This window comes from Spirosoma terrae (genome assembly GCF_010435915.1).
GTDB lineage: Bacteria > Bacteroidota > Bacteroidia > Cytophagales > Spirosomataceae > Spirosoma > Spirosoma terrae.
The window spans coordinates 125,133-137,826 of the sequence record NZ_JAAFZH010000002.1 but is presented as its reverse complement, the minus strand read 5'-3'; the positions used below and the strand labels follow the sequence as shown (position 1 = coordinate 137,826).

Sequence of the window (12,694 nt, the reverse complement as noted above, 5' to 3'; positions counted from 1 at the left end):
TAGCTCTGCCAGTAGCGTTGCTGATTTCTGATTAATACGTAGTCGAAAAATTATATATTCACAGCTAGTCAATTGTGCTACGTAAGTAAAAACACTTAATCATATATGTTACGTTACAATTCCAATAAGCCCATATAAATCAAGGCAGAAATAGGCACACTTCCAGTATGTCTGATCGCTCCTGTAAGGGAGTAGCCGCCCGAAAACTACCCACCAAATTGTGAGATATTTGCTTAGGCTGAACGCATAAAAAAAATGTCGGGTTTTTGCCCGACACTTTAGTATTCTTTGGCTTATACTCTTAAGCCAGACGATTGATGCAGTTCAAGTCTTCGAAAGCAATCTTCAGTCGCTGAACCATACTTTCTTCGCCTTTACGCAACCAAACACGCGGATCGTAGTATTTTTTGTTTGGCGAATCGGCTCCTTCCGGATTACCCAGCTGCGATTGCAGATAACCTTCTTTCGCTTTGTAGTATTTCAGAATACCTTCCCACATAGCCCACTGCATGTCGGTGTCGATATTCATTTTGATGGCACCGTATTTAATGGCTTCACGAATTTCTTCGCGGCTTGATCCCGAACCACCGTGGAAAACGAAGTTTACGGGTAATGGACCTGTGCTATATTTCTCCTGGATGTAATCCTGTGAGTTTTTCAGGATAATTGGCGACAGTTTCACGTTACCAGGCTTATATACACCATGCACGTTACCGAAGGCGGCAGCAACCGTGAAGTTTGGCGAAATTTTGCTTAATTCTTCATAAGCATACGCTACTTCGGCAGGCTGCGTGTAGAGTTTCGAATCGTCAACGTCCGAATTATCAACGCCATCTTCTTCACCACCCGTTACGCCCAGCTCAATTTCGAGCGTCATACCGATTTTCGCCATCCGCTCCAGATACTTGGCCGAAATTTCGATGTTCTCTTCGAGCGATTCTTCCGACAAGTCGAGCATGTGCGACGAGAACAATGGCTTTCCTGTTTGATCGAAATGCTTTTCGCCAGCGTCCAGCAAACCATCAATCCAGGGCAACAATTTTTTAGCACAGTGGTCGGTATGCAGAATCACAGGCACACCGTACAGCTCAGCAACGCGATGAACGTGCAACGCACCCGAGATCGATCCCGCAATGGCAGCCTGTTGTTTATCGTTAGGCAGGCTTTTTCCGGCATAGAAAATACCTCCTCCGTTTGAGAATTGAACGATAACCGGAGAGTTAACAGCTTTAGCTGTTTCTAATACAGCATTGACGGAGTCCGTACCGACGACATTGACGGCAGGAAGGGCGTAATCATTTTCGTTGGCGTGGCGGAAAATTTCGGTAACACCTTCTCCGGTAACAACACCGGGTGAAAAACGAGTGGCTACTTCGCTCATGTTCAGGGCTAATTTTTAGATTCTTCCAAGAAATAGTTTGCCGAAAATAGGATCGACGGAACTATTCGAATTCAGCGGGTAAAGTTGGGGATATTCTGGAAATATTGCTACAATTACTTAACCTTAGATGTGTTCCATAAATCATGCGCCTGCTATTCTACTTTACTAGTATTCTGTGCTTCAGTAGCCAACCCATTCATGGTCAGACAACCTACCCTGACCTACCCGAACAAGACTATGCTATTTACACAACCATTATCAATGAGTTCCCAAACTGTAGTGACACGACATACGCTTATCGCCAAAACAAGCTGCTATTTATTCATGCGACTACAGAAGAAAAAAGCCCGTACGGTTTTCGATTCGATTTCGCAAAGGCGCAGCAGGAGCTAGCCCATTTTCTCCGTCCCCAATCTCTTATCCACAGAGAGCCCACTTTTTATAAAGATCTGGACTGGCAACGCTTTCTGGCTTCAGTCGATTCGAGTTCATTTAGCAGGCATACACTCAGCCGTACTATTGATGCCCAATGTCAGCAAACAGCCTTGTGGACTGATGAAAAGGAGCAGTACTATTTTAGCAAAGAAACCTATATGAAACGTGGATTTTACGCGTTGCGCAACGACTACGATAATTTCGGCGGCATCGTTCGTTTCTCAAAGGTTGCTTATTCAGAAGATGCAACTAAGGCTATTTGCTATTATTCGGAAATTACTGATGGAAAAGCGGGAGCTGGTTATTTGCTATTTCTGGGCAAGTGGAGTAATGGCTGGAAAATACTAGGCAAAGCGATGCTCTGGATCGTGTAACAACTAGCCACTTTTATTTTTCAAATACGTATTTTCTGCCAATTTTGGCGTATTAATCTAAACCCGAAAACAACCTTGAAAACCCTCTTTTTCTGCCCTTACTGGGGCATGGAGAACGTATCATATACCGAAGCGGCTAAACGCGTCAAAGCCGCCGGATACGATGGAATGGAAATAGCCGCTAGTCCCGACAAACGGAACGAAGCGGTTCAGATTACGCACGACAATGGACTGGAACTAATCCTGATGGCTTTTGGGGGCGGCAGTAACTTTGCCGAGCACAAGAAAAAATTCCACGACGACCTGCTCAATATTGCTTCCTACAAACCACGATTCATCAACTCGCATACGGGTCACGATTATTTCACTTTTGAGCAGAACGCCGAGTTGATTCAGCTAGCAACCGACGTACAGAAACAGACAGGTGTCCGCATTTTACATGAAACCCACCGGGGTCGTTTTTCCTATAGCGCTCCCGCCATCCAGTATTATCTCCTGAAAATTCCGGAGATGCGGCTCACCGCCGACTATTCGCATTGGGTCAACGTAGCAGAATCGTATCTGAACGACCAGATCGACAACGTAAACCGGGCCATAGCCGTCAGCGATCATATTCACTGCCGCGTTGGCCATCCCGAAGGGCCTCAGGTAAACGATCCCCGCGCCCCCGAATGGAAAGATGCGCTCGAAAATCACGCTAAATGGTGGGATGCCATCCGGGCTCGCCTACAAAAAGCCAACGCGGCCACATTGACCGTTACCTGCGAATTTGGACCGGCAGGTTATTTACCCACATTACCGTATACACAGCAGCCCATAGCCAGCCAGTGGGACATTAACGTATTCATGAAAGACTATCTGAAGAAACGCTGGCAGGTTTAATACGTAATCCGTTGAAACATACAGTATGATTTTTGCTTTACATCATTAAACATCGGTCATACTTCGTAAATTTGGTTATATGGCCTGTATCCGCTACATACTCAGTTTCTTTTTTCTAGGAATCGCGATGCTTCCGGCAAGGGCCCAACTTGCCCAGTCGTTACGTCTGGAAATTCCATCCAATCCTAATGAGTATGAAACATTCGACGTTACACAACTGGCCGAACGGGGTGTCCTAATGACGATTGGATCGGGCGGATTTTACAATAATTCCCCTAGTGTTTTTCGATTTCAGCGGTATAACACCGATCTGAAACAAATCTGGCGTCGGGAATTTACGCAGGATATTAAGTACCGGCCGCTGCAAACCTACAATACCGCGCAGTACGTCTATTATCTATTTCGGGAATACGACACCAACAAATATCAGTTTCTTCGCCTGCATCTCGACGACGGCCTCATCGAAACCTTCGAAGGTACTTTGCTCGAACAATTCGATATTCAGCATTTTAAAGTAATGGGCGGACAGGCCTACGTAGGCGGTTATCATCATAGCCGCCCGGTGGTGATGTCATTTTCGTTTTTCGATCGATCAACCAAGGTTCTGCCGGGTATGTATGTCAACCACATGGAACTCAGCAGCCTGGAGGTCGACGATATCCGGCAGGAAGTAAACGTACTGGTCCATTCCACAAAACGTCGTTGTCGATTTGCGATCCGTACCTATTCATACGATAGCAAACTGCTTCGAATTGTTGATTTCGACAATGCCAAGTACACCATCATCTCGGGTAAAATTCTGCCCATCAATAAGCAGGAGTCACTCCTCGTTGGGAACTACTCAACTGACTGCACGCCGTATTCACAGGGCATATACGTAACACGCATTCAGCATAACGATCAGGTCGATGCCTCGGCCGAAGCGGTTAAGAATCTCCAGTATATTGAGTTTTCACAGCTACAGAATTTTTTCAATTTTCTGAAACCACATCGCCAGCAAAAGCTATTGGCTCGTGCGCTGAAAAAGAAAGAAGAAGGCAAAGACTACAAATTTCACTACCGCCTGCTAGTCCACGATCTTCAACCAACCCCCGATGGCCTGACACTCGTAGCAGAAGTCTACTATCCACAGTATCGAGGCAATACGTTGGCCTATACAGGTTATCCGCGTGGCGTCGATCGTTACGATGGGTATCGGTATACCCACGCGTTTGTGTGCGGATTTGACCTGCAGGGGAAACTACTTTGGGACAACTGCCTGCCTATCAAAGAACTGCTCAGCCCGGACCTTTCCGAAATGGTTCAGGCTTCGTATCAGGGTGATCGTATGGTACTGGCTTACCCCAACGATGGCGAAATTCATACGGCCGTTATTCAGGGCAACAAAATCATAAAAGAAACCGAGAAGTTTAAGCTTCAGACAAGCTCCGACGACGAAAAAGTAACGTTCTCGTCGCACGAAAACTTAATGGCATGGTATGGCCGCCACTTTCTGGCGTATGGGTTTCAGAAAATTGCGCCATCCAAAAGTTATTCGGCCCCCCGCGAAGTTTTCTATCTGAATAAGCTGACTTACACGCCAGAAGCGCCACCCGCTAACGCTACTAGCCGAAAAAACGACGGATCAGAACGATAATCAGATTGAGTACGATACTGACAACAATACAGGTTACGATGGGAAAGTAAAAGCCCCCGCCATTTTTCCCTTCAATCCGAATATCGCCCGGCAGTCGACCCAGCCAATTCAGCTTATCGCCCAGGAAATAGACCACGGCCCCAATCAGCACCAGCGCCAGGCCAATAAAAATGATGTATTTGCCAAAACTAGGATTCATTTGATCTGCTTAGTTGACCCTTACCCAAAAACAATAGATGCTATTCTGCTATATAGCCAAACACACGCTACTAGTTCTAAAATAAATACAATTAAAAATAGCTTAATCTTGTTTAATAAGGAATATTTTCTTAGTTTTGCACTAAATTTCACAAGCGACATCCGTCGTATCTCTGAATCTCTCCTTATTTACACGCTGAGTTAGGTCTGCAGAGCCAAGTACGGATGTACAGGATGGGTTTCTGTGTGGACGCTCCCGGGTGGGGCACTTGCGCGTGGGCTAATCGTAAAATCGGTCTATTGTCTTTTTCCCCTTTGTAGAGGCTAGGGGTTTGGTCCGTGTTGGGTCTTTGGGACAATTCTCGCATTATCGCGCCGTTCACCGGCACACACTCGTCTTCGCTTGGAGCTTATATTATTTTCCAAGTTTAATGAAAACGAAAAAAACAAACACAGACAGTCAGGAAGAAGTGCTGACTCAGGTTGCTCCAATTGACAACGACGCTGAAACGCCTGTTGCCAATACAGACGTTCAGAATGCTGTTGCCGACGTAGTGACCGTTCAGGACACACCACTTGACACAACGGAAGCAGCTCCCAAGGCTGATCCAAACCAACTTCTTTTCTCTAGCCTGGACATTTCGGCCGAGTTATTACAGGCCGTAACGGATATGGGCTTTGTTAGCCCCTCGCCAATTCAGGCCGAAGCAATTCCGCCGATTCTGGCAGGCCGCGACGTTATTGGTCAGGCGCAAACAGGTACGGGTAAAACCGCTGCCTTTGGCATTCCGGCTCTGGAATTGGTTGACGTTCAGGATCGGTCGGTTCAAACCCTTATTCTCTGCCCAACCCGTGAGCTTGCCTTGCAGGTTGCCGACGAGATTCGTAAACTGGCTAAATACAAACGCGGTGTTCGTATTGAAGCCATCTATGGTGGCGATTCTATCGAGCGCCAAATCCGTTCGCTACGTAGCGGGGTTCATGTCGTCATTGGTACACCAGGCCGTGTTATGGACCATATGGAACGTAACACGCTTAAACTCGACAACGTCAAGATGATGATTCTGGACGAAGCCGACGAAATGCTGGACATGGGCTTCCGCGAAGATATCGAAAGCATTTTGGACGAAATGCCGGAAGAGCGTCAGACGATTCTGTTCTCGGCTACGATGTCGAAGCCGATCATGCAGATCACGCAGAAATTCCAGAAGGACCCTGTGCTGGTGAAAGTGGTTAAGAAAGAATTGACCAACACCAATATTGAGCAGGTGTACTTCGAAGTAAAGCCAAAAGCCAAAGTAGAGGTTATGTGCCGTCTGATCGACATGTACGACCTGAAACTGCTGCTGGTATTCTGTAATACGAAACGCAAGGTTGATGAAATCGTTGAAGACCTGCAAATCCGTGGCTATCAGGCCGAAGGCTTGCACGGCGATCTTCGTCAGGCTCAACGTAACAATGTCATGAGCAAATTCCGGGCCGGTACAACCAGCATTCTGGTTGCTACGGACGTAGCGGCTCGTGGTATTGACGTAGACGATGTAGACGCGGTTATCAACTTCGATATTCCGCTTGACGAAGAGTATTACGTTCACCGTATTGGCCGGACGGGCCGCGCCGGCAAATCAGGCCGCGCGTTCTCGCTGGTTGGACGGGACGAAAAATATCGTTTCCGCGAAATTCAGTCGTACACCAAAGTACGGGTTGAAAAAGGCGTAATTCCTTCCTTTGAAGACATCGTTGGCGTACGTAAAGCTCGTTTTATTGAGCAAATTCGTCAGACGGTGCAGGAAAGCCAGGATCTCAACCTGTATGAAGATATGTTGACCCAGTTACACCACGCCGGGTTCTCTACCGAACAAATCGTGGCTGCTCTGGTGAAACGTAGCATGGGTCTGGAGAAAAACGAATTCGCTGACCAAAACCTGGGTCTGGAAGACGACCGTCGGGGACGTAGTGAAGGCGGACGTTTTGGCGACCGTGATCGTAATGACCGGGGTGGTCGTTTCGACGATCGTCGGGGACGTAGTGAAGGCGGACGCTTTGGCGACCGTGACCGTAATGACCGGGGTGGTCGTTTCGACGACCGTCGGGGACGTAGTGAAGGCGGACGCTTTGGCGACCGTGATCGCAATGACCGGAGCTTTGGCTCTCGCGATGGAGGTCGTAACGACGGACCGGGACGTAATGGTTACTTCGACCGTGACGACAAACGCGCTCCCCGCGAACGCGATGCGAACATGACTCGCCTGATGGTTACGATTGGCCGTAAAGACTACGTTCGTCCTGGCGATATTGTCGGAGCCATTGCTGGCGAAGCCAACATTCCAGGCAACAGCATCGGTAGCATCGACATCTTTGATAAGTTTACGTATGTTGACGTTCCGAAAGACGTAGCCAACCGCGTAGTGGATGCGATGGAAGGTAATACCATCAAAGGACGTCGCGTGAATATAGAACTCGCCCGATAAGCATTTATCAACCGATTTCTTTTACAAAAAATGGCCGCTCAGCTGAGCGGCCATTTTTTGTAATAAACCTATTCTATCAGCGTGGAAACCCACTTATCACATTGAGCGTGGGGCTTCGCTATCACTTTCTTATTTTCGGTACGCAGCACTCAAACGCCTTCCTCAGCATGATATCTCCAGACAAGTCTATTCAAATAAAGCTCAAAGCGCTTTTAGCAGCATGGATAACGATAATATTTGGCACCAGTGCTTTATTTACGCTTACAAATCCTATCACTTTCAAAACGTATAGTAATAATGTATTCTTGAACTTTTTTATCTCGACGTGGGAGATCGCGGATGAAATCGGACCGATTGTCAAGATTTCTATCATTATTATTTTCGCTATTCTCGTTTCAATCAGCACCAACGTTATCAAGTACCCCCAAAATAGTATTTACTTAGTTAATGCTGTTTTAGCTATTCTCTCCGTAGTTATTGTACTTGGTTTGCTTCCTAAAGCCTATTCTCGTGGTTTCGGAATCGGGTTAACCGGAATTAGATTTGATCATCAAACATTGCCCATTTACCTGATCGGTTCCGCATTGGGTGGATTAGTTTATAGTTATTCCTTAAAGCGGCAAAACAGAAAATTGACGCACATCTAATACCCTACGGAGCGTTTAACATGCCTTTTACTACTCTTTATCTCAACGGCTGCTTAACACTAGTTCCTAGCAAAAAATAGAATATGCTCGCTTCTATGTTTAGCGAAGTGAGATCTACAGGCAAATCGCTCTGAGGCTGGGTTGTATTCACTCACTTATTCAAAATAGTATCCAAAAATAATCCCCATTTCATCGTCGCTGGTCAGGCCAAAACGGACCGTTTTGCTGGTTGGGTTGGTGTAGGTAATTTCGGAGGTGAGTCCCTCCCCTGCCTGTAAACTAATTGGGGCTTTGAACGTAACAATATCAGGATGAGCCCAGTCGGTTGAGGTATAAACCACTTCTCCATCCCGGCTTCCCCCTTTTATTTTTATTACGAATTTTGTTCCAAGCTGGTGCATATGCGACGTTAAGGTCAGTACTTTTCGTGGTTTATCAAACGTAAAGGACTTGGTTAACGTAACAGTTTTTCCCGCTGGAATCGTCAGGTTGGTATTACTCAGATTCAGGGTGTACACTATGTTCCTGACTTTGGCTTTATCGACCGTATACAGATTAAGCTGTGCTTCCCCTTTCATTACGTCCGTCGTTTTATTGACGAAGTGGGAATTTAAATCAAACGACGATCCGGCTGGAATAAATAGGGCGGTTCCTTCGGGAAAACGTAATCCTGATACTGCGCCTGCGAACCAGCCAGATATACGTGATTCGACATGGAAAGCGCCGTCAGGATATTCAGCGAGTTATCCGCATTACGTAGGTCACGAATGTCATTAAGATTGGGCAGAATCGCTTTATTTTCAAAATCGTAAGCGACAAAATGATGGCTACCGCTCCGCATTTTGGTTTCGTACCGATTTACATAAATATCCTGCGTATTACCCAGAACACGGCGTATGAAGATCTCCCGCTCAAAATTAGGCTGAATATCAAAAGAAGGAACAACCCGTTGAAAGCCCGTACCCGCCGTTGGCGCCTGCAATGGCTCATAACCAACAGTTGGCGATGTTACATCTGCCAGCAGCGTTTCGTCGGCTACAATCCCCGTTTTAGGCGCACCAGCCTCAATCCACCGCCGAATAAATTCAATCTGCCCGTCAGGTAATAGCTGTTTACCCAATGGCATAGGATTTCCATACTGCTTTCCGCCGTGGTGACTAGCGGCTACGTTTAATTTATGGTAAAGCAGACTTTCCATCGACGCATACGCTTTCACTCGCTTGAGTCCATCGGCTTTTGCTTCGCTGTTCTTCGGGTCAACACCAACCAAATTGGCATACGCGACTCCGGCAGCCAACACTAAACCATGCTGCGCAAAACTCGCATCACTCTCAGAAGCATGGCAACCCGAAATGGCACAGGAAGGCGTAAGTATTTTCTGCTGAATCAGCTCAAAAGAGCCAGCTGCGACAGGCGTATCGGTACCTACACCCGCATCACGACAGGAGACCAGAACAATAGCCACAGAAAAGAACGTAACGGCCCAAAAAGGTATAGTGCGGATAATCGATTTCATAGTAGGAAATAATCGGAGAAATATACGCAATTAAAGCCAAGAACGATTCTTACCTCATTGATTATCACGACGTCAGCGACGATCAACTTATCGCAAAAAAACGTTTAAAAACGTAAAATAAAGTCCTGACGGGGTTGTTCTTTGCGAAAGAAAACTAAGCCTACCCAGAATAAATCGACGGTTACCGTAACAGCTGGATGCGCTTTTATGTAGTCCCACGCCTGTTCCATCTCCGCTGACCAGTGAATGTCATCAAAAACGAATAGAGTATCGTTGTGAATATTAGTCAGGCAGGTTTCGAAATAACGAACAGTAGGCTCGTACCGATGATTGGCATCGAAAAAAACCAGATCGATAGGTTTCGACGTAGCGACTTTTTCAGGCAACGTATCGTCAATATTCCCGACCACAATATCTACGTTATCAATTGCCAGTTGGCTGAAGTTACCGGCTGCTACGGCTGCCGTTTGCGGGCATCCTTCAAACGTCGATACGTGTCCGTCATATACCCTGGCAGCTTCCGCTATATAGGCCGTGGTTATACCCAGCGAGGTTCCCAGATCGATGATTGTTTTAGCCCGAAACCGTCGGATAAGCCGAAATAAAAGCCGACCAAAGCGGGCAGGTTTTATCGAATGCCGGGCAATATCGCCAATAGCTCGCTGCTGTGATGCATTCACTTTAGAGCCTGCGCCAAAATCGGTAATCGCTATTTGCTGCTGACTCTGCCGAAGCTTTTTGGTCAACCGTTTAAGCGGATCAAATACTACTTCTCTACGATTGTCGACCCGGATAACCTGTGTATATAAGGCAAAAAGAAAGGGAGAATGTAGCGAATGCTCATCACGAGCACGAGCCAGATAACGGAAATAAGCGGAAATCAAAATAGATAGGAAGTAAGCTGAAGCATATATGAAGGCTAGGAGGAGAGTGCTCCCATATTACCTATCATTCATCTAATTAAGTTTATACGGTACAATCATGGTGAACTCAGGAATAGCCACCCGAACCTGTTTACCGTCAATAATACGCTCAACCAGATACGTTCCGGCCATCTTACCCATACTGGAGCGCAAATTACAACCAGATACATACTGATGAACTTCGCCGGGTTCCAGCACTGGCTGCAAGCCCACAACGCCCTCACCTTCTACTTCCCGAACCGTGCCATTGGAATCATAAATGATCCAATGCCGACGCAGAAGCTGAATAGTGTATTCACTAGCGTTCTCAATAGTTATCCGGTAGGTAAAGACGAAGTGCGCCTGCAATGGACTAGAGTAATCCGACTGATACTCGGTTTTTACACTTACCCTTACGCCTTCTGTGACAGCCGATACCATAAATTTAGTCTCCTTTGCAACCTTAGAACGAAAATTAAGTTGATTAGTTTTGTTACGCAAGAAGCGCTGCCAAAAAATTTTTGACTTGCAGCTTCCCGCGTTTGTAGGCCTATAATGCCGAATCACCTTTATCAGTTCCCTACATGAACGTATCTATTGCAGAATCGTGGAAAACACGCTTGCAACCCGAATTTGATAAACCTTATTTTAACGAACTGGCAGAATTTCTGCGGGTTGAATACAGCACGCAACGTATTTATCCGCCCGGTCGGCTGATGTTCAACGCCTTTAATGCGTGCAGCTTCGATGATACCCGCGTTGTTATTCTTGGTCAGGACCCTTATCATGGCGAAGGACAGGCGAATGGTCTGGCCTTTTCTGTAACCGACGGTATTACGAAACCGCCATCGCTGATTAATATTTTCAAAGAAATTCAGGACGATCTTGGCAAGCCGATTCCTAAATCAGGCAATCTCGAACGATGGGCTCACCAGGGTGTTATGCTCCTGAATGCTACGTTGACGGTTCGGGCGGGCCAGGCAGGCTCTCACCAGGGCAAAGGCTGGGAGACATTCACCGACGCGGTTATCAGGCTCATTTCTGACCAGAAAGAGCATATCGTTTTTATGCTTTGGGGAGCCTATGCGCAAAAAAAGGGCGCCGTTATTGATGGCAACAAGCATTTGATTTTAAAAGCAAAGCACCCGTCTCCAATGGCGGCCAACTATGGTGGCTGGTTTGGCACTAAGCATTTCAGCCAGGCTAATGAATACTTAGAAAAACAGGGGCTGACCCCAATTGATTGGTAGCTTTACTATTTTCGATTGACATGCCATATCTTGGAGATATGGCATGTCAATCGAAACCTTACTTCTTTCCGTAGTCAGCACTCATTCCTTCACATATCCAGTTGGCGAGCGCCTGCCGGTTTCCCGCAATCAGAAATCGCCGTTGGTCCTTGTCGTTACGGATATTTCCCAGTTCAATAAACACAGTTGGCGGCAGGCAATTTTTCACGACGTACAGAGAGCTACGATCCGACACCGTACCCAGGTAACTACGTCCCGGCTGCGACTGCTTATAGCGTGCGTTAAATGTTCGGTGAATACGCTTTGCCAGTTTTTCACCTGTCGTGCTTTGGTCGTGGTGGTAGAAAAACACATCGATCTTTTCACCAACACTACGGCTGTCAACGTGAATCGTTATCATTCGTTGATAAGCCCCTTTATGTTTATGGTATAATTTATTGACGGCTTCCGTGCACTGCCGCAAACGCGCCGTTTGATTCAGCGGAATTTTCTGGTTGGGATACGTAACCTCATCATGGTCAATTTTCAGGATTTTCTCATCCCGTATGCCATCGTTTGGGTCGCGAATAATCATATAGACCGTAGCACCGCGTTCAATCAGGGAACGGGCAAGGCGAAGCGTTACGTCATACGCGTATTCATCTTCGGCCAGAGCTGCCTTTCCAAAATGACCAATGGCGCCGGGGTCTGGGCCACCATGTCCTGACGCGAGGTAATAAACGGCGCCATTTAACTGTCGGCTTTTCACCGCTACGTTACTGCCCCCTGCGCCCATCAACGAAATAGTCGATAAAGAAGCCGACGATATTGTAGCCTTAGTAGCTGCTTTTGTCCGCGTTACGGTACGGCTTTTCGCTACCTTTTTAACCGTAGTACGTTTAGCGGTCTTCCGAACCGATTGGTTTTTACCGGGATTACTTCGAACAGAAGAACTTTTCTTTTCTTTAGCAAACAGTGGATAGTCTACTCCCCAAACGCAGAGCCATGAGAGCAAAAAAGATA

Annotated in this window: 13 protein-coding genes; 6 read left to right on the top strand and 7 right to left on the bottom strand. The window is 46.7% G+C overall.

Annotation, left to right across the window (positions count from 1 at the left end):
• Window positions 1-301: 301 nt before the first annotated feature.
• On the bottom strand, window positions 302-1,381 hold the full coding sequence (gene fbaA, locus GK108_RS05635; RefSeq protein ID WP_163944191.1) for a class II fructose-bisphosphate aldolase: 1,080 nt from the start codon (window positions 1,379-1,381) through the stop codon (window positions 302-304).
• A 143-nt stretch (window positions 1,382-1,524) separates the two neighbouring features.
• On the opposite strand from fbaA, the gene GK108_RS05630 reads away from it, so the two are divergent.
• The 3 genes from GK108_RS05630 (at window position 1,525) to GK108_RS05620 (ending at window position 4,708) form a co-directional block, all read left to right on the top strand.
• Complete coding sequence (locus GK108_RS05630; protein ID WP_163944188.1) at window positions 1,525-2,190, top strand: hypothetical protein; 666 nt, start codon at window positions 1,525-1,527, stop codon at window positions 2,188-2,190.
• A gap of 75 nt (window positions 2,191-2,265) precedes the next feature.
• A complete protein-coding gene (locus tag GK108_RS05625; protein WP_246224720.1) occupies window positions 2,266-3,072 on the top strand; it encodes a TIM barrel protein in 807 nt (268 codons plus the stop codon).
• Between the two features lie 127 nt (window positions 3,073-3,199).
• Window positions 3,200-4,708 (top strand): hypothetical protein, encoded by a 1,509-nt coding sequence (locus GK108_RS05620; protein WP_163944185.1) that lies wholly within the window; start codon window positions 3,200-3,202, stop codon window positions 4,706-4,708.
• Here the strand turns inward: GK108_RS05620 and GK108_RS05615 are convergent.
• A complete protein-coding gene (locus GK108_RS05615) occupies window positions 4,677-4,907 on the bottom strand; it encodes a DUF2905 domain-containing protein (RefSeq protein WP_163944183.1) in 231 nt (76 codons plus the stop codon). The genes GK108_RS05620 and GK108_RS05615 overlap by 32 nt on opposite strands.
• Before the next feature lie 430 nt (window positions 4,908-5,337).
• Between GK108_RS05615 and GK108_RS05610 the strand changes: the two genes are divergently transcribed.
• Complete coding sequence (locus GK108_RS05610) at window positions 5,338-7,377, top strand: DEAD/DEAH box helicase (RefSeq protein ID WP_246224719.1); 2,040 nt, start codon at window positions 5,338-5,340, stop codon at window positions 7,375-7,377.
• 101 nt (window positions 7,378-7,478) lie between these two features.
• Window positions 7,479-8,024: a hypothetical protein gene (locus GK108_RS05605; protein WP_163944180.1), complete on the top strand. Its 546-nt coding sequence runs from the start codon at window positions 7,479-7,481 to the stop codon at window positions 8,022-8,024.
• Between the two features lie 155 nt (window positions 8,025-8,179).
• On the opposite strand, the gene GK108_RS31590 is transcribed toward GK108_RS05605, so the two are convergent.
• The 4 genes from GK108_RS31590 to apaG form a co-directional block, all read right to left on the bottom strand.
• Complete coding sequence (locus GK108_RS31590) at window positions 8,180-8,602, bottom strand: monooxygenase (RefSeq protein WP_317166489.1); 423 nt, start codon at window positions 8,600-8,602, stop codon at window positions 8,180-8,182.
• Window positions 8,603-8,634: 32 nt separating this feature from the next.
• A complete protein-coding gene (locus GK108_RS05600; protein ID WP_317166488.1) occupies window positions 8,635-9,540 on the bottom strand; it encodes a hypothetical protein in 906 nt (301 codons plus the stop codon).
• A 104-nt stretch (window positions 9,541-9,644) separates the two neighbouring features.
• Complete coding sequence (locus GK108_RS05595) at window positions 9,645-10,424, bottom strand: O-methyltransferase (protein ID WP_163944178.1); 780 nt, start codon at window positions 10,422-10,424, stop codon at window positions 9,645-9,647.
• A gap of 72 nt (window positions 10,425-10,496) precedes the next feature.
• A complete protein-coding gene (gene apaG, locus GK108_RS05590; RefSeq protein ID WP_163944174.1) occupies window positions 10,497-10,883 on the bottom strand; it encodes a Co2+/Mg2+ efflux protein ApaG in 387 nt (128 codons plus the stop codon).
• A gap of 143 nt (window positions 10,884-11,026) precedes the next feature.
• On the opposite strand from apaG, the gene ung reads away from it, so the two are divergent.
• Complete coding sequence (gene ung / locus GK108_RS05585; RefSeq protein WP_163944171.1) at window positions 11,027-11,692, top strand: uracil-DNA glycosylase; 666 nt, start codon at window positions 11,027-11,029, stop codon at window positions 11,690-11,692.
• 58 nt (window positions 11,693-11,750) lie between these two features.
• On the opposite strand, the gene GK108_RS05580 is transcribed toward ung, so the two are convergent.
• A complete protein-coding gene (locus tag GK108_RS05580; protein WP_246224718.1) occupies window positions 11,751-12,686 on the bottom strand; it encodes an N-acetylmuramoyl-L-alanine amidase family protein in 936 nt (311 codons plus the stop codon).
• Window positions 12,687-12,694: the final 8 nt, after the last annotated feature.

Coding starts and splice junctions, on each gene's coding strand:
- ung (WP_163944171.1), top strand. CDS start 11,027: ATGAACGTATCTATTGCAGAATCGTGGAAAACACGCTTGCAACCCGAA.
- GK108_RS05620 (WP_163944185.1), top strand. CDS start 3,200: ATGCTTCCGGCAAGGGCCCAACTTGCCCAGTCGTTACGTCTGGAAATT.
- GK108_RS31590 (WP_317166489.1), bottom strand. CDS start 8,602: ATGAAAGGGGAAGCACAGCTTAATCTGTATACGGTCGATAAAGCCAAA.
- GK108_RS05610 (WP_246224719.1), top strand. CDS start 5,338: ATGAAAACGAAAAAAACAAACACAGACAGTCAGGAAGAAGTGCTGACT.
- fbaA (WP_163944191.1), bottom strand. CDS start 1,381: ATGAGCGAAGTAGCCACTCGTTTTTCACCCGGTGTTGTTACCGGAGAA.
- GK108_RS05630 (WP_163944188.1), top strand. CDS start 1,525: ATGCGCCTGCTATTCTACTTTACTAGTATTCTGTGCTTCAGTAGCCAA.
- GK108_RS05600 (WP_317166488.1), bottom strand. CDS start 9,540: ATGAAATCGATTATCCGCACTATACCTTTTTGGGCCGTTACGTTCTTT.
- apaG (WP_163944174.1), bottom strand. CDS start 10,883: ATGGTATCGGCTGTCACAGAAGGCGTAAGGGTAAGTGTAAAAACCGAG.
- GK108_RS05615 (WP_163944183.1), bottom strand. CDS start 4,907: ATGAATCCTAGTTTTGGCAAATACATCATTTTTATTGGCCTGGCGCTG.